This is a genomic window from Streptomyces sp. NPDC093094 (assembly GCF_044754345.1).
Taxonomy (GTDB): Bacteria; Actinomycetota; Actinomycetes; order Streptomycetales; family Streptomycetaceae; genus Streptomyces.
On record NZ_JBIVOX010000038.1, the window covers coordinates 17762 to 40906 of the forward strand.

At 70.3% G+C, this 23145-nt stretch carries 14 protein-coding genes and 1 pseudogene; 10 read left to right on the top strand and 5 right to left on the bottom strand.

All coding sequences use genetic code 11. From position 1 onward, the window contains the following. Positions 1–48: 48 nt before the first annotated feature. Entirely contained in the window at positions 49–186 is a 138-nt protein-coding gene (locus ACIQGV_RS39150) for a hypothetical protein (protein ID WP_402504140.1), read from the bottom strand. An 888-nt stretch (positions 187–1074) separates the two neighbouring features. On the opposite strand from ACIQGV_RS39150, the gene ACIQGV_RS39155 reads away from it, so the two are divergent. The 6 genes from ACIQGV_RS39155 to ACIQGV_RS39180 all read left to right on the top strand — a co-directional run bounded on the left by ACIQGV_RS39155 (position 1075) and on the right by ACIQGV_RS39180 (position 14043). Next, positions 1075–4203: a fibronectin type III domain-containing protein gene (locus ACIQGV_RS39155; RefSeq protein ID WP_402504142.1), complete on the top strand. Its 3129-nt coding sequence runs from the start codon at positions 1075–1077 to the stop codon at positions 4201–4203. A gap of 441 nt (positions 4204–4644) precedes the next feature. Next, positions 4645–5337 carry a transposase family protein gene (locus tag ACIQGV_RS39160; protein WP_402504145.1) on the top strand — a complete coding sequence of 231 codons (693 nt, stop codon included), beginning with the start codon at positions 4645–4647 and terminating at the stop codon, positions 5335–5337. 258 nt (positions 5338–5595) lie between these two features. After that, entirely contained in the window at positions 5596–7218 is a 1623-nt protein-coding gene (locus ACIQGV_RS39165) for a TIGR02677 family protein (RefSeq protein WP_402504148.1), read from the top strand. Next, positions 7215–8540: a TIGR02678 family protein gene (locus ACIQGV_RS39170; protein WP_402504151.1), complete on the top strand. Its 1326-nt coding sequence runs from the start codon at positions 7215–7217 to the stop codon at positions 8538–8540. The genes ACIQGV_RS39165 and ACIQGV_RS39170 overlap by 4 nt, the downstream gene beginning before the upstream one ends. After that, positions 8537–12775 carry a TIGR02680 family protein gene (locus tag ACIQGV_RS39175; protein ID WP_402504153.1) on the top strand — a complete coding sequence of 1413 codons (4239 nt, stop codon included), beginning with the start codon at positions 8537–8539 and terminating at the stop codon, positions 12773–12775. The genes ACIQGV_RS39170 and ACIQGV_RS39175 overlap by 4 nt, the downstream gene beginning before the upstream one ends. Beyond that, complete coding sequence (locus ACIQGV_RS39180) at positions 12772–14043, top strand: TIGR02679 family protein (protein WP_402504156.1); 1272 nt, start codon at positions 12772–12774, stop codon at positions 14041–14043. The genes ACIQGV_RS39175 and ACIQGV_RS39180 overlap by 4 nt, the downstream gene beginning before the upstream one ends. 101 nt (positions 14044–14144) lie before the next feature. Here ACIQGV_RS39180 and ACIQGV_RS39185 read toward each other — a convergent pair whose 3' ends face one another. Further along, positions 14145–14639 carry a GNAT family N-acetyltransferase gene (locus tag ACIQGV_RS39185; protein WP_402504158.1) on the bottom strand — a complete coding sequence of 165 codons (495 nt, stop codon included), beginning with the start codon at positions 14637–14639 and terminating at the stop codon, positions 14145–14147. Positions 14640–15690: 1051 nt separating this feature from the next. Here ACIQGV_RS39185 and ACIQGV_RS39190 point away from each other — a divergent pair. Continuing rightward, a pseudogene (locus tag ACIQGV_RS39190) lies at positions 15691–15930 on the top strand (phosphoglucosamine mutase); the annotation flags it as partial. 9 nt (positions 15931–15939) lie between these two features. On the opposite strand, the gene ACIQGV_RS39195 reads toward ACIQGV_RS39190, so the two are convergent. Next, positions 15940–16866, bottom strand: a complete 927-nt coding sequence (locus ACIQGV_RS39195) for a DUF389 domain-containing protein (RefSeq protein WP_402504161.1) — start codon at positions 16864–16866, stop codon at positions 15940–15942. Positions 16867–17300: 434 nt separating this feature from the next. Between ACIQGV_RS39195 and ACIQGV_RS39200 the strand changes: the two genes are divergently transcribed. From ACIQGV_RS39200 to ACIQGV_RS39210, 3 genes are all read left to right on the top strand, one after another. Beyond that, positions 17301–18209, top strand: coding sequence for an FAD-dependent oxidoreductase (locus tag ACIQGV_RS39200; RefSeq protein WP_402504163.1), 909 nt, complete (start codon positions 17301–17303; stop codon positions 18207–18209). 47 nt (positions 18210–18256) lie between these two features. Then, positions 18257–19156 (top strand): helix-turn-helix domain-containing protein, encoded by a 900-nt coding sequence (locus tag ACIQGV_RS39205; protein WP_402504171.1) that lies wholly within the window; start codon positions 18257–18259, stop codon positions 19154–19156. A gap of 161 nt (positions 19157–19317) precedes the next feature. After that, positions 19318–20295 (top strand): hypothetical protein, encoded by a 978-nt coding sequence (locus tag ACIQGV_RS39210; protein ID WP_402504166.1) that lies wholly within the window; start codon positions 19318–19320, stop codon positions 20293–20295. A 560-nt stretch (positions 20296–20855) separates the two neighbouring features. Here the strand turns inward: ACIQGV_RS39210 and ACIQGV_RS39215 are convergent. Beyond that, the gene (locus ACIQGV_RS39215) at positions 20856–21620 is read right to left on the bottom strand and encodes a maleylpyruvate isomerase family mycothiol-dependent enzyme (RefSeq protein WP_402504167.1); all 765 of its coding nucleotides are present in this window, start codon (positions 21618–21620) and stop codon (positions 20856–20858) included. Between the two features lie 672 nt (positions 21621–22292). Beyond that, positions 22293–22910 carry a PIG-L deacetylase family protein gene (locus tag ACIQGV_RS39220; RefSeq protein ID WP_402504169.1) on the bottom strand — a complete coding sequence of 206 codons (618 nt, stop codon included), beginning with the start codon at positions 22908–22910 and terminating at the stop codon, positions 22293–22295. Positions 22911–23145 lie beyond the last annotated feature (235 nt).

Genomic DNA, 23145 nt, shown 5'->3' on the forward strand with positions numbered 1-23145 from the left:
TCCGGCACCACGCGGCGACCCGTCGGCGCCGACTCGGCGGCCATCAGCTCAAAGCCGACCGGGACCGCCCTGGTGGTAGCCGGACCTGGTGCGGGCGCCGTTGGCGTTGAGCCGGGACACCACGGACCGCTCCTTCAACTCGCGCAGCAGTGCGGCGAAATCAGCTGTCTCTTCCGCTGCCCCCACCAGTCCTCCATCCCGTTCGGCATCCCACGATCGCCACGTTCCTCCAGGCCAGAGCCGGTGCGGACATCCCAGCCTTCCAAAACTCCCGGTGGAACGGCGGATGGGACGCCGCACGGTACAAGCTCTGGCCATCCAAGCACGGCACCTCGCCGGACACGGTGACCGGTCCCTCCCAACTCGCTTTCAACCGGCGGTACTTCCGCGCCCACGCGCACACCGCACACCCACGCCGCGCCCAGGCCGATCTACGGGACGGCCCCTCCGTGGCCAGGACCTCACCCCGGTACCCAGGAAGGCAAAAACCCCGGCATGGCACCAGCCCGACTCACACCCGCCGCGAGGTGCGGCGGAAACCCTGGCATGAGCAAGACATGCTTCGCAGCGAGCGCCGTCGGCCACCGGCTGCACCGGGGTCTCGCGGGCAGCGCCGCGGACGTGGCTCCGCCAGCCATCGCGGCCACACCGACAGCATCTGCCACCGGACACGACGGGCTGACGGGGCCGCCGCTGTCCGCCTACGGCACCTCCGAGCAGCACGACGTCCTGCTGTACAGGACAAACGAGGCGTTGGTCGCCCGCCGCACGAAAGGCCGGGGATACACGGGCTGTGCAGACCAGAGGAAGATTCAGACTGCCGCAAGGACGAAGGAAGAAGCAGAGAAGCGATCCATCCGGCCGGCGCCTGGGACTGCATCGGGAGTGCAACCGCGAAGCGGATCGGTTTCCACGTCAGCGTGCCGGTCCCCGTCCCCGAAGGCCCGACCGGGCAGGAGCTGAAGGACTACAACGCCAAGTCATTTCTATGGGGGAATGCAGGAGATGGACGCAGTTCAGCGTCGAAAGCCTGAGGTTAGAGGCTACAGAGAAGGAGCCCGAACGCTCCGCACCGTGATCACGGTGTTAGCGTGCGCCACGCTGATGGCGATACTGATCAGCCCCGCGCGGGAGGCGAGCGCCGCTCCGCAGGACATCGCGAACCTGCGCTTGGCCACGTGGAACATGCAGGGCGCCACCAACGGGCGCGACAGCAAATGGACGGCAGGCGTCACCCAGCTGGTTCGAGGAAGTACGGACCGGGCCGTGCTTCCGAGCAACATCGTGGCCCTGCAAGAGGCGGGCAGCGCCCCACCGCCCTCAGTCCAGAACGGGGTCCCCGAGGTTCGCGCTCGGTCGGGGAATCTGACGGTGACCGAGAGTCTCTGGCAACCCGGTAGCGACGACTACCGCTACGTCTACTTCATGGAGACGGACCCGACCGGGCACCGTGTGAACCTGGCCATGGTGACCGACCGCATCGCAGAAGAGGTGGTCATCATTCCGCCAGGTCTCTCCAACGGCGAGTCACGGGAATCGTTCGGGCTGAGATTCGGTACGACCTGGTTCTTCACCTTGCATGCGCTGTCCGGGAGCGGCAATGACGGGCCGGGCCTGTTGCGGAACATCGCAGCCGTGGCCGGCGGGAACAGCTGGGTCGCCCTCGGCGACTTCAACCGGGATCCGGTCAACCTCTATCGGGACATGCCGCTCGACGGCAACGGCAACCGCATCGGGATCGTGACGAACACGGGGCAGGCGACGTATCAGAACAGCAGCGAACTGGACTACATGGTCACCTCCGGCGACCTGTCCGGCGTCCTCGCCCCGCAACGTCTGCGCAACCCGGGCGGTTCGGACCACACACCCGTGCAGTTCGGGTCGGCGCTGGCCGCCGCAGCAGCCGAGTTCCAGATCAACGCGACCGACGTGCCACCCGGCATCGGCGCCACCGTCCAGGTCCCGGGCCCGGCGGCCGAGGCGACCCTCGACGACGATCTGCACGGCGCGCAGAACTGGCGCTTCGAGAACTACAGCTCGGTGGACGACAGCGCGCAGATAGCCAATTCCGATCCGCGGATCGGGTGCATGGTTTTCGTGAAGGACGGCACCATGAGGACGGCGCCGTGCGTCGCGGAGCGGGATCAGGTGCCACCGGAGCAGAAGATGACCGTCGTCGACGCGGACGTTCCCGGCGAAGGGCGCGATGTGGAGATCCGGTCGTTCTCCCAGCCCGACTACTGCCTGTACGCGTCCTATCAGTGGCAGCAGCCGAGCGGCTTCTCGGGCCGGAACGTCTGGCGGAAATGCAGGGCCTTTCAGTCGAGAGCGGCAGCTGACACGGGGGAAGGCAAGCACTGGACCCTCGCCCGGGTCCGCCGAGTGATGATCGTCGGCGATTCCATCACGCAGGGCCGCGAAGGCGACTTCACCTGGCGTTACCGGCTGTGGCAGTGGCTGCGAAGCCAGAAGGTCGCCGTCGACTTCGTCGGGCCGTACTCCGGCACGTTCACCCCCGACCAGTCGGCCCCGCCCTCGCGCCCGTTGCTTCCGGGTGAGACTCCGCCCAACCAGGGCCTGCGCACCACGGGCGGCTATGCGGCCGACATCCGCGAACCCCAGAGCCCAGCCCCTGGACGGCCGACCGACATCCGCTTCGACAGTGACCACTACGCGCACTGGGGACGCCAGGCCGCGCAGGTCAAACTGGACATCCGGCGACAGGTCGCGACCTACCGGCCCGACCTGATCCTGCTCGCGATCGGTTTCAACGACATGGGCTGGTTCGTCAGCAACGAGTACGGCACGTTGAGCGACGTCGGGCAGATCGTCGCCCTGGCCCGCGACGCCAACCCGAGCGTCGATTTCGCACTGGCCAACGTGCCGCAGCGCACGAAGATCGGCGGCCGGGACGACCTCATCGCCAAGACCGACCACTACAACAGCCTGCTTCCGCAGTCCATGGCGACATGGCATGCGAACGACACCGTCTCCACCATCAGTCTCGTCGACTGGGCGGGCCGGTACTCGTGCTCTCCGACGAGCTGCCCATCCGGGTACGACGGTCTGCATCCCAACGAACACGGGGAGTACGAACTCGCCGCGGCCTTCGCGGAGGTCCTGCACAAGGACTACGGCTTCGGCGCCAGGGCCATGGACGTGCCCGCCACCGTGCCCGCAAGGCTCACTCCCGCCTTCCCCACCCATGTACGAGCGGAATCCACCCCGCTCGGCGTCACGGTGACCTGGGACCCGGTGTACGGGGCCGTCGACTACGACGTCCGGTCGCGGATCGCGGGCCAGACCGCATGGAGCCAGGGCAGGTCCTTCAGCAACCGGACCGACACCACATGGACCGTCGACGGCATCGGCTGGGAGTACCAGGTGCGGGCCAACATGGGCTGCCGCTGGACCACGGACCCCCGTGAACCCCGCGGCTGCACGGAGACCACCTCAGGATGGTCCGGCACGGTCAGCGCCACCGCCCATCCACAGACCGCACCGCCACCGACCAGCATCGCCAGCCGGCCCAGCGCCACCGGTGTCGACGTCGCCTGGACCCCACCGACGGGACCGCACACCGACACCATCGACCGCTACGAGATCATCCTGTACGACAAGGACACCCCCGGCGCCTTCCTCACCAGCACCGGAGCACGAGGCACCGTCGCGCACATCGACGGCCTCATCCCCGGTCACCACTACCTCGTCGCGGTGGCGACCTGGAACGCGGTCGGCGGCGGCCTGCCCGCCCTGGCCCGCCCGGTCACCGTCGGCGCCGGCACCCCGCCCGCGCCGACGGATCTGCGGGTCACCTCCACCGACGCGACGTCCGTCCGGCTGGACTGGAACGGCTCGAACGAGGCCGCCGGCTACCGCGTGTGGGTCCGCAGCATCAACGGCGACGTCAAGGACGGCAGTGTCTCCAAGGCCGACGAGGACATCGTCGAGGGCACGAGCAAGGGAATCGGGTTCCTGTTCCCCGGAGTATGGAACTACGAGTTCTGCATGACCGCTGTCAACGGCGTCTACGAATCCGGCAAGTCGAACTGCGTGGTGGCGCCCCGACCGGCAGGCAGCCTCCGGTCGAGCGCCGCAACGGCCGCCCGGCCGAGCGCGGACGACCGATCGAGGCAGGCCGTACAGAAGTTGCTGAACCTCCCGAGGCCGGTCGACGCGCCCGGTCGGACGCCTGGGAGGTGACCAGCAGTGGCAGGTCCGTACTGCTGACGCACGAGCAGTACGGGCCTGCCACGGAAATCGCCGGAGTTCTTCAGCACGTCGACCACCGCCGTGGTGTAGGCACACCCGTCCACCATGAGGCTCTGTCCTCGTGCCCGCGGACAGCCGGGATCACCCGATCGAGGCTCCCGTTCGACACAGGCCCCTCAAGATCGGAACGACAACAGCTACTGACGGGTCCGCATCCCGCGGACCGGGGCGAGTACGGCTCGAAGATCCACTTGATCACTCGGCTTCTTCGGGTTGGCCACCGATCGGGTGACGGGCCGTGAAGCGCAACGAGCGAGGTCCCCGGGCTGCCGATCGAGATGTCTGACGTCTCAATCATGTTGCTCGGGGGCCTCGTCGGTGATCCATCCTGCCGCACTCGACCTGCCGCATGCACTCGTGGAGCGGGTCACCATGCTGATCGTCACTCGTGAGGGCGACCGGCGCTGCAAGCTCCGTCCGTCTCAGCGCGCGACAGTGGCACCGGTGTACCTGCGCGAACACATCACTCTCGCGAAGATCGCCTCCGGGTTCGGGATCAGCGAGTCCACCACCCGCGCCTACACCGGCACGGTTGTCAACCTGCTCGCCGCACGTGCACCGGGTCTGCTGAAGACGCTACGCGAGCACGATCCCGACCTCGTCCTGCTCGACGGAACCCTCGCCGAGTACGACCGGGTCGGCGACGGCCGGGCCGACCACTCCCACAAACACCGGCGCCACGGCGTGAACATGCAGGTCGTCACCGATCCCGGAGGCCGATTGCTGTGGCTCTCACCCGTCCTGCCGGGCCGCACCCACGGCCTGACCGCCGCCCTCACCCACCGGATCATCCGAATCCGCGAACGCCAAGACGTTCCCGTCCTGGCCGATCTCGCCTACCAGGGCGCCGGCCCGTGGCTGACCACTGACATCAGACGCAGGCCCCTGCAGGAACCCACCTCCGCCGAAAGGTCCCGCAATCGGGCTCCGGCCGCAGCGCGGGCGCCTGTCGAACGCGGCGTCGCCCGCCTGAAGTCCTGGCGGATCTTCCGCAGGTCCCGGTGCAGCCCCAACCGCATGACGTCAATCGCCAAGGCCATCCTCACGCTGGAGCGGCAATGCTGAAGAAGCTCAGTGAGCCTTCGCTCTGCAGGTTGTGCAGGTGGTGGAACGAGTACGCGTTCGTGAGATCGGTGACGGCGAGGACCGGCGTCTGTTGCGGACTGTGTGCCGGGGCACGGGATCGGTGGTGACCTGGCGGCGGGCCCGGATGGTCTGCACGGGCCGACCTCCGACGCCGGCGGGGTCGCTCCCTGGCACACGTCCGTGGCATTTTCGGCCACACACCGGCGGCAGCCGGACGCGCCGCGTAACCTCACGGGCATGGGGGCATCCACATCTGACGCAGTTCAGGACGCAGAAGAGGAGGCACGGCGGCGGCTGAACGCGTACGCGTATCTCAGCGCGCCCGAGCGGCTGGAGCACATCGCGATCATGCGAGTCTTCTGCGGGACGCTGCTGGCGGATCTCGCCGTTCCGGACATCATGGCGAAGCTGTCCCAGACCGGTGGCTCTGCCGCGGGGCTCGACGCCGACACCCTCACGGCCCGGCTGGAGCAGCTGGTGCAGTGGGGGAACCTGCTGCGCAGCAGCCACACGGTGAAGGCGTCCAGCATCAGCGAGTACCAGCGTTCCCGCTCGCGCTACCAGCTGTCGAAGCTGGGGGAACGCATCCAGCGGGACGCCGACGGGGTCCTGGCCGAGGCCGACGCCGCCCGCGAGGTGAGCAACGAACTGCTGGCCCTGGTCGAGCGCGGGCTGCGGGAGCTGGCCGGCCTCGTGACCGCGCCGGGCGGTATCGAGCCGCAGGAGGGCCTGGAGCGGATCAGCACACTGTTCGTGCAGTTCACCGAGTTCGCGGACTCCGTACGTGACTTCTACGCCTATCTCGGCCAGGTGCTGTCCCGCTACGACCTGGACAGCGCCGAGTACCAGGGCTTCAAGGAGCTGCTCCTGGACTACGTCGAGGCGATCACCGACGACGTGGCGTTCCGCGCACCGAGGATCTCGGCGACGCTGGACACCCTGTGGCCGCACCTCCCGGCCCTGCTGGACCGGCTGGACGCCCACGCCCAGGGGCTCACCGGGCTGTCCGCGCAGGGCGAGAGCCGGACGGAGATCCGGGTCCAGCGCAGCCGGGGGCGCGAGCTCGCGGACTGGGAGGGCCTGCGCGGCTGGTTCAGCGACCCTGATGGTCAGGGCAGCCAGGTCGACCAGCTCCGGGACGCCACCCTGCGCGCGTTGCAGTCGCTGCTTGCCAACGCCAAGCGGATGCTGCGGTCGGCCACCGGGGAGATGTCCCGGCGCAAGGATCTGCTGCGGCTGGCCCGCTGGTTCGACGAAGCGGCTCCGAGCGACGCACACGACATCGCCGTCGCCGCCTTCGGACTGTACGGTGCCCGCCATCTGGGCATACCTCCGGCCACCGACGAGGTGGTGCCTGCCTACACAAGCTGGTGGACCGGTCCGGTGGTCGAGGTGCCGGTGGCCCTGCGGGAAAGGGGCAGCCGCGCCCAGCGCGGCCGGGCCTCAGCGGTGGAGGACCACTCCGTGCAGAAGGAGCTGCTGAGGAAGGCCGCCCGTCACCGGGCAGCGGCCCGGGCAGCAGCGGCGGACGAACTGCGCAGCGCCTCCGGCCGGTTCGCCGAGGTACGGCTCACGTCGGCGGCGCTCGGTCTGCTCCTGGAGCTGCTGGCCACGGCGCTCGGAAACGCTCAGCTCACACGACGCGCCGGCACGGACGGGGAGGGGACGGCGGGCTTCGGCCTGGACTCGGCGCGCAGCGAGGACGCCGAACTGGAGATCCGCCTCACCGTGCGCCGGACGGTGGGCACGCAGACGGTGCTGCACTCGGCCGACGGTGACCTGCTGCTGGACGACCTGGAGCTGGACGTCGGCCGTATCTCCGCCGCAGGTGGAAGCGAAGCGGAGGCGAGCGTGTCATGACCCTTCCCTCCACGCACGACGTGGCCCTGGCAGCCGAGCGCCGCACTGCCGCCCGGCTGCTGCTCGCTCACCCCCTGGTCGCGTCGGACGGCCCCCATGCCGACCTCTTCCCGCTGATCCGCAGGCACGCCGACTGGCTGGGCAAACGGTTCCAGCAGGTGCTCGGCTACCGCCTGCTGGTCGACAGCTCCTACGCCCGGCTGTTCAAGGCGGGGCTGGGGGCGGGCTCAGGACACCGGCTGGAGCGCTCCACCGGCACCCCCTTCACCCCGCACACCTACGCCTGCCTCGCGCTGGCGCTGTCCGTGCTGGTGACCGCGCCCGAGCAGATGCTGCTGTCGCAGCTGGTCGCCGACATCAGGGCCGCTGCGGCGGACGCGGGAATCGAGCTGAACGACACGGGCCGGGTGGCCGGGAAGCGGACCCTGGTTGCGGCTCTGCGCCAGCTGGTCGAGTGGGGTGTGCTCATCGAGACCGAGGGCCAGGTGGCGGCGATCGCGCAGGAGGCGGGCGGCGAAGCGCTGATCACGGTGGATCGCGAGCTGGCACGCGTGGTCGTCGCCGGCCCGCTCGCGCAGGCCCGGGACGGCGCCGACCTGGTCCGGCGGGCAGCGGACCCGGGATTCGGCGGCCCGCGCACCTATGTACGCCGGATGCTCGTCGAGACGCCCGTCGTCCACCTCGACGAGCTGACCGACGCCGAGCGTGACTGGCTGCGCACCCGGCAGCGCCGGGAAGCCCAGGCTTTCTCCGAACTCCTGGGGCTGGAGACGGAGATCCGTGCCGAGGGCGTGGCACTGGTGGACCCCGAGGACGAGCTGACGGATCTGCACCTGCCGGGCACCGGGACCGTCACACAGGCCGCACTGCTGCTGGTGGAACGGCTCGTCGAACGCCTGCGGCCGCGGGAACCGGGGCATCCGGCGACCGGCGGGACACTCGTCATCGGGGTGGCTGTCCCAGACGGCCTGGTCGATGAGGTGCTGGCCGAGCTGATCGCCGAGTACGGGCAGCGCAGCAACTGGCAACGCGGCTATCTGGACGACCTTCCCCTGCTGCGAGAGGCCGTACTGGACCTGCTGGCCCGCATGCGGCTGATCGCCCGCACCGGGCGGCTGCGCGCCGAGGGGGAAGGACTGCCGGAGGGGTACGCCGAAGAGGCGCCGGAAGGACGCACGGTGACCGGTGTCCAGGGCGCACGTCCCGACGGCGACGGCTGGGTGCTGCTGGCCGCAGCGGCCCGCTACGCCACCCACGTCACCGTACGCCCGGCCACCACAGCCGGCAGAAGCACGGATGTTCAGGAGGAGCTGCCGCTGTGACCACCGATACGCATGGCCTCGTTCCGCTGCCGCGTTCCGGACCCGCGACGACCGCCGGCGCCCGTTTCCGGCTGCACCGGGCAGGCATCCAGAACGTCTGGCAGTACGACGAGCAGGAGTTCTCCTTCGGCGAAGGAAGACTGCTGCTGCGCGGCAAGAACGGCGCAGGCAAGTCCAAGGCCCTGGAGATGCTGCTCCCCTATCTTCTGGACGGCGACTCCCGGGCCCTGGACGCGACAGGCACCGGCCGCACCACACTCGCCTGGCTGATGCTGGACGGGTTCGAGCAGACCAACCGTCTCGGATACCTGTGGGTGGAGTTCCGGGACACGACCGACGGCGGCGGTCACCGCCACCTGACGCTGGGCGCCGCCATCCGCGCCTCGAAGTCGACGCAGAAGGCACTGCCGACGTTCTTCGTCACCCCGCTGCGCATCGGTGAGGACCTGCACCTCGTCGAGGCCGGCAAGCCGCTGCCTCTCGACCGGCTCAAGGAGATCGTCGGCTCCGACAACACGACCGAGCGCGCGGTCCTGCACCGCTCCCGTGTGGCCCGGGAACTGTTCGGCATCACCGACACGACGCGCTACCGCAACCTCACCCAACTCCTCCACCGGCTGCGGCGCCCCACCGTCGGGGACCGCATCGAGCACGGGGGCCTGGCCTCCCTGCTGAGCGAGACCCTGCCGGGGCTCGACGAGGACGTGGTCGAGAAGGTGGCGCGCAACCTCCACGACCTCGACGCCGTACGGGACGAACTCGGCCGCCTGGAACGCACCGATGCGGCCCTGCGCACGTTCCTCACCGATTACCGCGGCTACCTGGCCGGAGTCCTGCGCACCTGTGCGCAGAGAGTGAGCCACGAGCTGGGCGTCCTCGCACAGCGGCGCCGGACGGCCGGAGACGCCGCCCAGCGCACGAGCGACCTCAAGGCGCAGGAGGAGGAGTCACAGAGCCGGCTGGAGACCCTGCGCGAGGAGGAACAGGCGGCCCGGACCGACCTGGCCGCCCTGCACGCCAGTCACGCCTACCGCAGCCTGCGCGAACTGTCCGAGCGCCGCGGCACGGTGGAGGCGCTGCACACCGCCGCCGTGGCCGCGTTCACCACCCTGCGCAACGCACACGACGCGGAAGAGGGCTCGGCGGAGCGGCTGGCCGAAGGGGTCGAAGACCTCGGTGGCCGGCTGGCGGAGCTGGGGACCGAACACCGGGAGCTGCTGGCGCAGGCGGAGAGGGCCGGGCTTCCCACCGGCCATCTCGGCGAGGCGGTGGCTCTTCCGCGCACGGTGCTCGCCCACGCCGCCGCGACGGAGCTGACGTCTCCGGACGGGGAGACGCGAACCGTGACGCACCGCTCGGTGGCCCGTGCGGACACGGTCCCGGCGCGGGAAGAACTGCGGTCCTGGCAGAACCAGTTGGAGGACGCCGAGGCGGTCGCGAGAAACCGGGCCCGGATGGTCCAGGAGGTGACCCGCCTCATCTCCCGGGCGCACGAGGCACGGGCCGCAGCAGCTCAGGCCGACGCCGAGCGGGAGAGGCTGGAGGACGAGGCGGAAGAGGCCGCCGCCCATCTCCACGGCAGCCGCCAGAAGGTCGCCGAGGAGAGCAGCGCCTACGCCGGCCGTGTCGCCCAGTGGGCGTCGCGCACGCGCACCGCGCTGGGTCCCCACTGCCCGCCGCTGGACGCCGTCCACGACTCGGTCCGTTGTGAGACCTCCGCCGAGGCACCGTTCGCCGATCGCACGCTGCCGCCCGACATCGACACCCAGGCGTGGCAGGCCGCTCAGACGGCATGGGAGCGGTACGACGAGGAACTCACCGCACGCCGGGACACCCTGGCACTGGGCGTCGGCCGACTCGGCGAGGAACTCGGCCGCCTGACGGAGCGCAAGCAGGACTGGGAGCAGCGAACCGACCCTGAGCCGCCGGCCCCGCACCATCGCGCCGCCGCGAGGACGCCCGGCAGCGGAGCACCCTTCTACCGGCTCGTGGACTTCGCGGACGACCTGGCCCCGGCCGAACGAGCCGGTCTGGAAGGAGCCCTGGAAGCGAGTGGAATCCTGGACGCATGGGTGAGTGCGCACGGCGTCCTCCTCGATCCCCGCACCCAGGACACCCTGCTCCAGCCGGGCCCCGTGCTGCCCCACGGGCCGACGCTCGCCTCGGCCCTGCGCCCGGCCCCTGAACCGGATTGCGGCGTCACCTCCGAGCAGGTGGGGCGCCTGCTGTCCACCGTCGCACTCGCACCCGCACAGGAGACCTCCGCGCACAACGCGGTCTTCCATGACGGCAGTTGGCGTCTGGGCGTGCTCAGCGGCCGTCACGAAAAGGGTGACACCGAGTACGTGGGAGCCACCGCACGCGCTGAGACCCGGCGGCGCACCCTCGCCGAGCTGGAGGAGCGGATCACGCAGACGCAACAGCGGCTGGCCGGCGTCCGCGAGGAGCTCGCCGTGGCCGATGCCATGCGCCGCGCCCTCACCCTCGCGGAACGGGACTTCCCCAGGGCGCGCGGTCTCGCAGGCGCATGGAGCACGGCCGAATCAGCCGAGCGGACGCTGCGTGACCTGACCGCCAAGGCGGCCAGGTCGGCACGGCTGGCCGAGGAGGCCCGCGCTCTGGCGGTGTCGGCGCGGGCCGAGGCGGATGCCACCGCGACCGCCCACGACCTTCCCGGCGACCCCGACGACCTGGACCGCGTACGCACCGCGCTGGCCGCCCTGCTCAGCGGAGTCGGGCATCTGCGCAGGGCCATCGGCGGCACGGGCGAGCGGCTCGGCGCGAACCAGGCCGATGCCGACCGGTACGGACGCGCCCGTGAGGACCGCGTGGCCGCGGACGAGAGCTACCGGCTCCACCTCGCCGGACTGCGCACCGCCGAGCAGGACCTGCGCACCCGCGAGGAGGCCGTCGGGTCGTCCGAGGAGGAGATCCTCACCCGCGAGAACGAGGCCAAGCAGCGCATCGCGAATGCCGTCCACGCCCTCCCCGCGGCCGGGCGGGCCCGCGACGAGATCCACGACATGCGCGTGCGTGCGGAAGAGGACGAAAAGCGCCTGCGCGGGAACCTGGCGGACCAGGAGGCGGCGGTCATCGACACCGGCAGCGCTCTTCGCGGTGCCCTCGGCCGGCCGGAAGTGGTGCGCGGCGCCGGGCTGGACCGGTCCTCGCTGCCCGAGTACATGTCGGACGATCCCGGCGCGGACGTCCGCAGCCGTCTCAGAGCGCTGCGCTCACTCGCCGCCGCCGTGGAACAGGCCCTCGGCCGCCCAAAGGGCGAGGTGTCGGACAGCACCCTGCTCAACCGGCACACCGATCTGCGCGACCAGCTGGCCGGCGGGTTCGACGCACAGCTGGAGGAACACGACGGAATCAAGGTGTGCCGCCTGGTCGACGACCACGGGACCCATGACGTCGCGGCCGTGGGCGAACGGATCGTGGTCCAGGCCGCGGAAGCCCGGGGACGGCTCACCGAGCGCGAACGTGAAGTGTTCCAGCGCTTCTTGACCGGTGAACTCGGCGACCACCTCTCGGCACAGGTCATCACCGCGGCGAACCTCATCGCGGCTCTCAACGACACCCTGCGGACCGTGCGCACGTCCCACGGTCTCGGTGTCGAACTGCTGTGGAAGCTGGACGAGGACGTGGACGCGGACGTGCGCGCGGCCGTCGAGCTGCTGCGCAGTCCGTCGAGCCTCAGGACGCGCGAACAGACGGAGCAACTGCGCGAGGTGCTGCAACGCCGGATCGAGGACGCCCGTCGTGCCGACCCGTCAGCCGGATACGCCGCCCACCTGCGGACCGCACTGGACTACCGCGACTGGTTCCGCTTCCACACCTTCGTGGTCGAGGACGCGGCCCCGGGCCGCCGCAGGAGACTGACCGGCCGGACCGGTCTCAGCCAGGGCGAGCAGCGGGTGCTCTCCTACCTCGTGCTCTTCGCCGCGGCCGCCGCCCACTTCACCAGCCTCGCCGAGTCGGCCCCCCACGCGCCCCGGCTGATCCTCCTGGACGACGCCTTCGCCAAGGTCGACGAACCCACCCATGGCCGGCTGGGCCGCATCCTGGTCGACCTCGATCTCGACTTCGTCCTCACCAGCGAGCGGCTCATGGGCAACTGGCCCGAGGTTCCGTCGCTGCACATCTACGAGTGCCTGCGTGACCCCCATGTGCGCGGGGTGGCCACCCTGCACTACACCTGGAACGGCCGGCACCGGCGCCTGGTGTCCCTGTGACCGGGCTGCCCACCGCAACACGCGACTGGCTGACGGGACCCGGACTCGCCCGGCTCTGGGCGGCGATACGCAAACGCCTGGAGAGCAACGGCGTCCAGGCCACAGGATCACTCCGGCTGACGGCGATGAACGCCCAGGAACGAGGCGACCTGTCTCTCCTGCTGGGAAAGCCCCTCACAAGTACCTCCGTGACCGTACGGCTCGACATGCTCGACGCACGGCTCCGCGCCTCGGCCGCCGGACTCGGCCTCAGACAGACCCTGGAAGAGCTCGGCCCACCGCTCATCGACCGCCGTGCCGCCCGCGCGGACGTGAGAGCACAGCGCGAGCGCGTGTGGTCGTCCCTTGCTTCCTCCCTGGACGTCTCCCCTCTCGCCGACCAGGAATGGCCGCGGCAGTGGTACGACCTGCTGCGCCGTGCCGGAGTCCCGAGAGGAGTGACGCCGGAAGCAGCGACAGAAGCACTCCAGCAGGCGGTCCAGGTCCTCACCACCCTCCTCGGACCCGGACGGAGCGGCGCACTCGGCCGAGGAGAACTCGCCGCCCAGGCGACCGGCTCCGCGCACGGCCTGGACGACGGCACCTGGCTCGCACGCCTCGTCCAACGCGGCGTCGCCCTCGCCCATGACACCGAATTCCCCACCGACGCGGCCGGCCGACGCGCCCTGTGGCGGCTGGTGTCCGTCACCCCGGACGAGGTCTCCAGCACGGTGCTGACGTACGGGCTGCGACCCGTCGGCGAGGGCTGGCGGGAGCATGCGCTGCGGGAACGGGCCGAGCATCACGCCGAAGCCCACCTGACACCGCGCGATCTGCGCTCCCTGCGGCTGCGGCTTCCCGCCGGAACGCTCATCCACATCTGTGAGAATCCGCGCGTGCTGGAAGCGGCGGCGGACGCAGCCTGCGTCCAGCCTCTCGTGTGCACCTCCGGCAGCGCCGCCACGGTGGTCGTCACGCTTCTCGACGCCCTCGCCGCCACAGGCTGCCGCTTCGCCTACCACGGTGACTTCGACTGGCCGGGGATCTCCCTGGCCAACCGGGTCATCCGCCGCTACAAAGCCCTGCCCTGGCGCATGGGCGCAACGGACTACGAACACCTCGCCGCTCGCAGCCAGACCGAGGGCATCCCTCAACTGGCCCTCGACGGCCGGCCCGTCAGCGCCGACTGGGACCCGGATCTCACCCCGGCCATGACCGCCCTCGGCATCGCGCTCCATGAGGAAGCGTCCCTCGAACTTCTGGTCGACGACCTGTCACGCCGGACGTAAGGGCTCGCAGAGAATCAACCCGCCGCTTTCCGTGATCCGGTCCGTTGATGTCGTATGCGCATCTCCGGGTCGATTCGCCACCGACTCGCCCCGAGCAAGATCTACGGCTGGAGGTCGCGCTGGTACCAGGTGCCCGACTCGCCGCCGAGATCGGCCGGGGAGGCAGAGCCGACCGGGACGAACCCGGCCTTGGTCAAGACTTTCCGGGACGCGGCGTTGCCGTGGGAGGTGGCCGCCCGCAGTGTGCGCAGGCCGTGCACCGCTGCCGCCGTCCGGCACAGCTCCCGGACGCTCATGGTCGCCACGCCGCGGCCGGCGGCCCGCTCCGCGACCCGGTAGCCGAGTCTGGCAGTGCCGTCCTCCAAGTCGTACAGGTTGAACCTGCCGAGTACCGAGCCGTCCTCGGCGACGAGCACGTAGAAGGCGCAGACGCCGGCCTCCTGCTCGGCCAGCGAGGCGTTGTACCGGTCGGTGAACCGGTCGAAGAAGTCGTCGCCGCGGTCGGGGATCGAGGCAGCGAAGTAGGTGCGGTTCGCCAGCTCGAAGGCCAGGACCGCCGGGGCGTGACCGGCATGCAGCCGCTTCAGCTCGGGCATCGCCCGACCCTGCCCGGACCGTGCGCCGAGATCACCTGAGTTTCCGCCCGTGGCAGACGTCCCCAGGACCAGGGCACATGACGATCCACCTCCCGGATGGTGCGGGCAGCATTCCCGAAGGGCACGCTCGCGGTGCGGATCCGGGAGGCGTTGGGCCCGCTGTCCGAGGACGAGGCGTTCGCCGGGGCATTCGCTTTCCCAAGAGACGAAGAGGTCCGTGAACAGTGCTCCGAGCAGGTCGGACGGGACGGATTCGCCCTGTTGGAGGCACTCCACACTCCTACGGCTCCGAACTGGCTGCGCGAGATCGAAGCGGTTCAGGCCCTGCGGGTCTCCTGGGTCCGGCAACCACCGTGACGAGAGCAGACAAGACCCGCGGCTTCCTCCAGCCCGGTCCCGAAGCCTGGCGGCTCAGCTCCCGCGCAGACACCAGACCGCCACCGAGGCCCAGCCCGCTCCGCAGCAGGAATACAGCCGTATGCACGAGGAGCCTCCAGAAACCTTCAAGCGGACGGGAAGACTGCCCCGGGCCGAAGCCCGGGCGTGCGCCAAGGCGCCGCACGGGGCGCGGCAGGCTCCCCCGGTCAGGAGGTGGCGCCCTGGTCACTGAGGCTGTCACGGAGACCGAACAGGCGTGGCGGCAGGCCATCGTGAAGCGGGCCGAAGCGTACGCGGCGCAGCAGCCGGGCCAGGGCCGCCCGGTGCGGGCCGCGTGCTTCACCACCACCGAACGCCGCATCAGCGACGACACGGCCGTCGGATGGAACCCGTCCGTCGCCGTACTCGAAGGCACCGCCGACGTTCCCGGTCTCCGGCCTGCCCGCACGACCGTGACGCCCGTCCCCGTGGGCGGGGCGGGGCGGGGCGGCGCGGCGGGAGGAGGCCGCCGCCGACCCGGTGCCGGCCGCAGCGCCGGGCAGACTCGCGGTCCTGGACCCGCCCGCCCACGGCGACGTCCTGCACGTCCGTCCGCCCACCCGTCAGGTCACCCGCCTCAGGCTCTGAGCTGCGCTCCCGGCGAGAGCGCCATGGGCCCCACCGGAACGGCAGGGAGCGGCTTCCGCAGGTCCTCGTCGATGTGCCCGACGCCGACAAGCCGCGGATCAAGACCTCCGCGAAGCCGGCGCACGCCGTGTCCGAGGCGGAGCGGGAGCTGGGCTCGACCGGGCGGGTGCTGCTGCAGCCCTCCGAAACGGGGCCGCTGGTCCGGGTGATGGTCGAGGCGGCCGGCATCGAGCAGGCCCGGTCCGTGGCGGGCCGGCCGGCCCACGTCGTGAAGCCGGCGCTCGGCCGATCGGCCCTAACCGCGTCGCTGCCTGGCCCAGAACCACTTCTGGGCCAGCAGCGTCAGCGTTCCGGCCACGATGATGCCGCCCAGGTTCGCCAGGAGCTGGACCGTGGAGCCCCAGGTCTGGGCGTAGTCGGCGTAGGTGAAGGCCATCGCGGCGTTGGCGGCCGCGGGGACCGTGGTGACCGAGATCGCCACGCCGATCAGGGCACCCGACTTCGCGGAGGTCAGGGACAGGGTCCCGGCGATGCCGGCGAGGAAGGCCACGACGAAGGACATCCAGTCGGGCTGCCAGATGAAGGCCGTGTTGGGACGCGCGCCCTCGATCATGGACATGTTGAACAGGCCGAAGAGGTCCATGAGCCATCCGAACCCCGCGGTCAGCAGCATCGCCAGAGCGAACCCGGCGAGCAGCGCCCACAGCGAGCGCCACACGAGGTTCGGGGTGCGCTGCACCAGGGCCGTGCAGATGCCGGCCAGCGGGCCGAACTCCGGGCCGACCGCCATCGCGCCGACGATCAGGATCGCGTTGTCCAGCATCACACCGCAGGCCGCGAGCATCGTGGCGACGGTCAGGAAGGCGACGTAGGTGACGCTGAGTGTCGACTCTTCGTGAGTGACGTCGGTGAGGTGCTCCCACAGGACCGCGTCGACACCCTCGCCGGGAGCCTCCTCCTCGGCCTTGTCGGCCCGTTTCGACAGCGACAGGTCGATGTTCTCCACGGCGATCGAGCCGGTCGCGTCGAGCCCGACCGACTGCAGCTCGCCGATCAGCCCGTCGGCCGCCTCGCGGGCCACGTCGCACATCACCATGTCCCCGGCCGGGTTGCGGGCCGCGCCCGGCACCACCACGAGGTGCGCGGTGCCCACCGTCCCCTCGATCAGACGGACCACCGAGTCGGTCTGCTCGGCCGGTGTGATCAGACGCAAGTGCAGCATGCGCCCTTTCTAGCAGGCGGCCCTCAGAGCTTTTGCAGGGGCAGCCGCCGGACCTCGTGGACCGGGCCCTTGTGGACCACCGGGGTGGCCCGGCCCCGGGTCGGGGGCGATGTTCTTCACCAGGTCGGTCTTGTTGACAGTGCGCCACATCGCGCGGGCGCAGTGCAGGGCCTCGTCCTCGGACACCTGCGTGTACCTGCGTGTACCTGCGTGTACCTGCGGAAGTACGAGGACAGGTTCTGCAGCACCGCCTCGCACCAGGGGTGGACGGACCTGCTCTGCGAGATTCCCCACCGACGGCCGACTGATCTGCGGTGGAGGCGCGCACCTCCGGATTCGCCCGGCCCCGGCCGCGTTGCGCCCAAAATTGCCGCCGCTCTTCCTGCAGGACGGAACGCCGAGCGAGGGTCAGCGCGTTGAGGGGCTACACGGGCTTGTTCAGCGCCATCCGGCTGGCCCACCGCACGCGCCGGACCGGCGTGAAGATCACTCTGGTCAACCCCTCGAGCCGGTTCGTCGAACGCCTGCGGATGCACCAGATCGCCACCGGGCAGAAACTGGCCGACCACCGGATCCCCGACCTGCTCGCCGGGACCGGCGTCACGTTCGTACAGGGCACTGCCACCGCCATCGGCCCCGAGGCCCGGCGGATCACCGTCGACAACGCCGAGACCCTCGGGTACGACACGCTCGTCTACGCACTGGGCAGCTCGACCGACACCGGCAAGGTTCCCGGCGCCGACACCCAGGCGTTCACCCTCAACCACCCGCAGATCGCCGGTCGGTTCGCCGCACGGCTCACCGAGGTCGCCGCCTGGTCCGACGGCGGCGGCAAGGTCACCGCGGCCCGCCGCCCTCTGAACGGCACCGACCACGTCGCGCGCTGGCTCGTGGGATTCCTGGCCAAGCCCGATCTGACCACCCTGACCATGGAGCCGGCCGTCATCAACGGCGAGCTCGGCATCCTGGCCACCCTCGGCGGACACACAGTCGGCGCCCTCACGTTCGACCTCGCCGACCATCGCATCCAGAACCTGCGCTTCCAGGTCAACCCCGAAAAACTCAGCGGCCTGACCCCCCCACAACAGCTTGGCACTGCCCTGAAGCGTTCGGTCCAGAAGCACTGCAGGCGGACCCTGGAAGGGGACAGCAGCAGTCCCGGAACCGGGCCCGCGAGAGTGAAGCGGGATCCCGCGGGCCGGCATCGGTGCTCCAGGGCATTGCGATGCCGGTGCCCATGGGCCCTCCCGAGGCAAAGACGGCAGAGGGGCATACGGCTCCATCGTCCAGGCCGGTGCGGGGAGCAACCCCGGAGTCTGCGGATCCGCACCCCGGCAGGGTGAGGCTCGGCCCGGCGGTACTGCGCATACTCGGTGCCATGGACAAGGCCATGGACAGGCACGGGCAGCTCGCCGATTTCCTTCGGGCACGCCGGGGTCTTCTGCGTCCCGAGGACGTCGGGTTGCAGACCTACGGCGAGCGGCGTCGGGTGCCGGGGTTGCGGCGGGAGGAGCTGGCGATGCTCGCGGGCATCAGTGAGCCCTACTACGCCCGGCTCGAGCAGGGCCAGTCACGCAACGCCTCACGCGAAGTGCTCGACGCCATCGCGGCCGCCCTGCGCCTGGACGAGTCCGAGCGGACCCATCTGCACGAACTCGCCCGTGCGCCGCGAAGAGGCAAGGCCGCACCTCTCCCCTGTCCCGAGCACGTTCCCCCGGCCATCAGCGCGTTGCTGGCAGCTCTCGAAGGCACACCCGCCATCGTCTTGGGCCGCCGCACGGACGTTCTGGCCTGGAACGCGCAGGGGCACGCGCTGTTCGCCGGGCACGTCGACCGGGCCGGCCCCGCTGAACCGGACCGTCGGCCGAACATGGCGAGGCTGGTGTTCCTCGACGCCCACACCCGGGAGCTCTACACCGACTGGCCCGCCAAGGCCAGGGCCGTGGTCGGCAACCTGCGCCTTACCGCCGGCCGTCATCCGGAGGATCCTTTGCTGGCCGGACTCGTCGGCGAACTGGCCGTGCGCAGCATGGAGTTTGCGGCGATGTGGGCCGATCACCGGATCCTGGCCTGCGATGCCGCCGATTACGAGATGCACCACCCCACGGTCGGGACCCTGACCGTCACCCAGCAGACGCTCCAAAGCCCCGGAGGGAACGGACCGGCCGTGGTGATCGCCACGGCCGCACCGGGATCCCCCTCCGCGACAGCCCTCAGCCTCCTCGCCCACGCCGGCGGGCCGAGCGAGGCGGCCCAGCCCCGCAAGGGCACCGCATCCCGTCCCTCCTGACCTGGAAAGCACGGTTCCAAGCCCTCTTGCGGCTGAGGACGCCTGAAGCATGCGCAAGACAGCGCCGCGTCCCGCCTCCGTCCGCCGGGCTTTCGCACACCTCTGACACACCCCTGTGGCTGCGGCATGCCCGCGTGCCCGAAAACAGAGAAGGAAAACCCATGCTCAAGCGAAGCAGCCTTGTCGCAACGGCCGCCGCGACGGCCGCAGCGGCCGTTGCGGCGGTCCTCCCTGCCGAGGCCACCCCGGCAGTCCCGAAGCCCCTGAGCCACGTCCGGATCGCCAATCACTTCGACCTGGCCGCGGGCCAGATGCCGGAGAACCTCACCCTGCTGCCCGACGGCACGGCCGACGTGACCTTCGCGGGCAGCCGCCAGATCGCCCGGATCACCCCCGGGGGCACCACCCGCATCCTGGCGACCCTGCCCGCGCCCGCCGACGGCGGAGTCAACACCCCCGTCCTGGGATTCCCCCTGACCACCGGCATCGTCCGGGCTGCGGACGCAAGCACGTACGCGCTGTACGCGACCGGCACCGCCGACCTGACAGGCTTGTGGCGGCTGGCCCCCGGCAAAACACCGAAGCGCATCGCCGCGCTGCCCCCGAACAGTCTGCCCAACGGCCTGGCCCTGGACCCGCACAGCAAGCAGCTCTACATCACCGACTCAGTGCTCGGCACCGTATGGACCGTCCCGCTTTCCGGGGGCCGGCCCACTGCCTGGTCGACTGCGCCCGAGCTCGCTTCAAGCGGCTTCCTCGGGGCCAACGGCGCGAAAGTGCACGAGGGCGCGCTCTGGGTGACCAACCTCGACAAGGGAACCCTCCTGCGCATCCCGATCCGCGACAGGAACCGGGCGGGAGCGCCGCAGGTGAAGGCAACCGGCCTGACCGGTATCGACGACCTCGCCTTCACCGGCCGCGGCAACGAGATCCTCGCCACTCTCAACGCCCCCAACAAGGTCGTGCTCATCCAGCCCGACGGCACCCACACCACCGTCCTGGACACCGACGACGGACTCCAGAACCCCACCTCCGTCGCGCTGCGCGGCAAGAAGGTGTACGTCCTCAACGCCGCCTACACCACGGCCGAAGACCCCAACCTCCTGCTCGCCCGCCTGCACGGCCGCCACTACCACTGAACCCGGACCGACCCCGATCGGCCTGATACGAGAGGAATCGCAGAGCCTTTTCAGCGGCGTGTCTCCATAGTGTGCACAGGCTGCGGCACTTCGTCCCCGCCGGGACGCCGAGGCCCGCGCTGATCTCAACGGTTCACCGGGCTCGGTGCGCAACGGACAAAGGACTGTGCGCTCCCTGAAGCCACTCCTTGAAGCCCAGGTCACCAGGCTCAGTCTCGTGACACCGGTGGACGGCACCGTGCACGGAAGTGATCCGCCACACCGCCACCCGCGGCGCACCGGACCCGGGTGTCATCCGCCCGAACGACGGACCCGCGTTCGCCACCCCCAGAGCAGGTCCGCGCAGCGCTGGAGAAGGGCGCCGCGCCAGGAGGAGACACGCCTCCTCCTGGCGCGGCCGGGCCGGACGGGTACCGGGCGAGGGCTGCGCCGCCGTCTCTGTGACCTGATGTCCCACAGCATCCGCCCCGCCCGGAAGGGCATCCTGATGACGATCACGACCTCCACCCAGCGGCCGCCCCACTACCCGACGCCTCAAGTGATCCATCTGCCGGTCGGCCTCAGCCCCAGTCCTGCAGCTGCTGGAGCAGGTCGGCGTCGCCCTCGATCCGCAGCGAACCGGCCGGGATGCGCATGTACATGAGCAGGGCCATCTCGCTCGCCGTGCCGTAGAGGGCGGCGGTGGGCTTGCTCTCGGCGGCCTCCGCCGCGGTGAGGCGGGTGAAGCGGGAACCGGCGGCGTCCACCGTCTGGCGCCAGGAGCCGGCCTCGGCTGCGTGGTAGTCCATGGTGGCGGGCTCGCCCGGCCACGGGACCGTGACGGTGCAGACGGTGGCGAGGAACTCCTCGATGGCGTCGACCGCCTCGGTTGTCGGCAGCTCCTGCGGGGTACCGGAGGCCAGCTGGGCGTCGTAGGTGTGGATCAGCGACTCCGGAACGCGGCGGCGGGCCACGGCGGCCACCGTGTGCGGCGAGGCCAGCGGCTCCCACCAGGCCCAGCAGCCCCGGTCCGGGCCGGCCTCGCGCAGAGCAGTGAGCAGCTGCTCCGTCGAGTCGGCCAGCCAGGTTATGAGCTCCTCGCGCTCCCTGGGCGCCGCCAGCCCGTCCTTGCTCGGCCGCTCGTCGCCCGGCGCGGTGTTCAGCACGATGTAGGCCCAGAAGCGGTCCCCCTCACTGAGGTGGTTCGCCAGGTCGTACAGCGTCCAGCCCGGGCAGGACGGAACGTCGGCGTCGAGGCTGGGGGCCGCGGCGACGGCGGCGCGGAACGCGGCGGAACGCTCGTCAATCATCCGCAGCAGGGTGGGGAAGTAGAGATGATCAGTCACGCCGACCTTGTATCACCCGGACCGGGACTCTCGCACTCGATTAAGGGCCCGCCGGAAATTAACCTGCGGGTTTTGCGACCTGAACCTACAGGTCAGCGAGCTGTCCGCCTATACGTTGTTCTCCGGCAGGTTCTTATACCGGGACCACTGGCTCGCCCCACCCGGACCCCTGGACAACACCGCGCCGGCCCCATGCCCCGACGAGGGGCCAGAGAGGGGGACCGGCCCTGCCCCACCGGCCCCAACCGCCCTGCCGGCCCGAGGGCTTACGAGCCATCCGTTCCTGGCTCACCCCGCCGCCACCCTCACCCGGTGGTGGCGAACCCGGACGGACACCGACCCGCCCTCCGAAATCCAGGCCCTGATCGACGCGGTCACCACCGGACACGGCATCGACCTCTGCCTCCGGATTCAACGAACTACCGGTAGGCAAGTCGTCCTCCACGACAGGCCCGCTGTGGGTGCGTCTCCTCGGCCTCGCCGCATCAAGCGATATGGCCCACCTCTCCCTGAGAGGCGGGCCTGCCATCGGGCTCCCCGAACGAAGGACTACTCCAGGCTGCCTACATCGTGCGGGAAGCTGCTCCTGTCCAGCGCAGCGTCTACAGTCAGTGTTTCCCCGAGGAGGCACGACTGCCGGGACGGGCAGGGCTGTGTGCCTGCTCGCCGCCGTCAGTAGAGCATGTACCGTACGACCTCGAAAGGTTCGGCCGCTGGTTGTCCACTGAGCCAACCGAACCAGGCATCCTTCAGGGCCAGGTGCTCGGGCTGCAGGTAGGTGCGGTCAGCTTGGCTGCGGTGCTCCTTCAGGGCTCGCCGACGCCCCTCGGCTCCCTCCGGAGTGATGGGTGAGAAGGCAGTCGGAGTGAAGCTCTGACCGCTGCTAGGGGTGCGATACCACGCGAGGCTGACGGGTGTCCGACGCAGCGCGGCACGAACCACGGCTGCTGTGGTGCGGTGGTCCTGGTGGGTGTCGTCCGGGTGCGGGGCAAGCACCAGATCCGCTGCAGAGATCCGTTCCTCGAGCCAACGCACGCGAGCCGGCGTGACGTCGAGCGTTCCGTCGCGGCCTGACGCGTCCGCGACGAGGTCGGCACCCAGCATGGATGCCGCGGATTTCGCCTCGGCCATCCGCATCTCGTTGGAACCGGTCATCAAGGCGATTCCCACACGGTGCCCCCTTGCGGAAAGGGCGGTGAGAAGGCTGCCGGCACCGTACTCGGCATCATCTGCGTGCGGTGACACCGCGATGACGTTCATCGGCTGGCCGGTGGGGTGGAGCAGGTTCACTGTGCTGTCCCTTCCAGGGCAGAGATTGTGACGCCTCCAGCGTCGACCGCCTGCGATGAAATCGTCAGCCCTCGATTTCCTGGATGCGATACCCCCAATTTCCGGGGGTACCGCGTGTGCTGCTCTGTCAGGTATGTGTGAGAGGCTGTTAAGTCCCGTTTCCGGTGATGTGGTGTCGCCCGTTCGTGGGTGATGGGGCGGTTCCGCCCCCGTGTCCTGTTGTGTGCATGATGGG

Coding starts and splice junctions, on each gene's coding strand:
- ACIQGV_RS39165 (WP_402504148.1), top strand. CDS start 5,596: ATGGGGGCATCCACATCTGACGCAGTTCAGGACGCAGAAGAGGAGGCA.
- ACIQGV_RS39170 (WP_402504151.1), top strand. CDS start 7,215: ATGACCCTTCCCTCCACGCACGACGTGGCCCTGGCAGCCGAGCGCCGC.
- ACIQGV_RS39205 (WP_402504171.1), top strand. CDS start 18,257: ATGGACAGGCACGGGCAGCTCGCCGATTTCCTTCGGGCACGCCGGGGT.
- ACIQGV_RS39160 (WP_402504145.1), top strand. CDS start 4,645: ATGCTGATCGTCACTCGTGAGGGCGACCGGCGCTGCAAGCTCCGTCCG.
- ACIQGV_RS39185 (WP_402504158.1), bottom strand. CDS start 14,639: ATGCCCGAGCTGAAGCGGCTGCATGCCGGTCACGCCCCGGCGGTCCTG.
- ACIQGV_RS39210 (WP_402504166.1), top strand. CDS start 19,318: ATGCTCAAGCGAAGCAGCCTTGTCGCAACGGCCGCCGCGACGGCCGCA.
- ACIQGV_RS39195 (WP_402504161.1), bottom strand. CDS start 16,866: ATGCTGCACTTGCGTCTGATCACACCGGCCGAGCAGACCGACTCGGTG.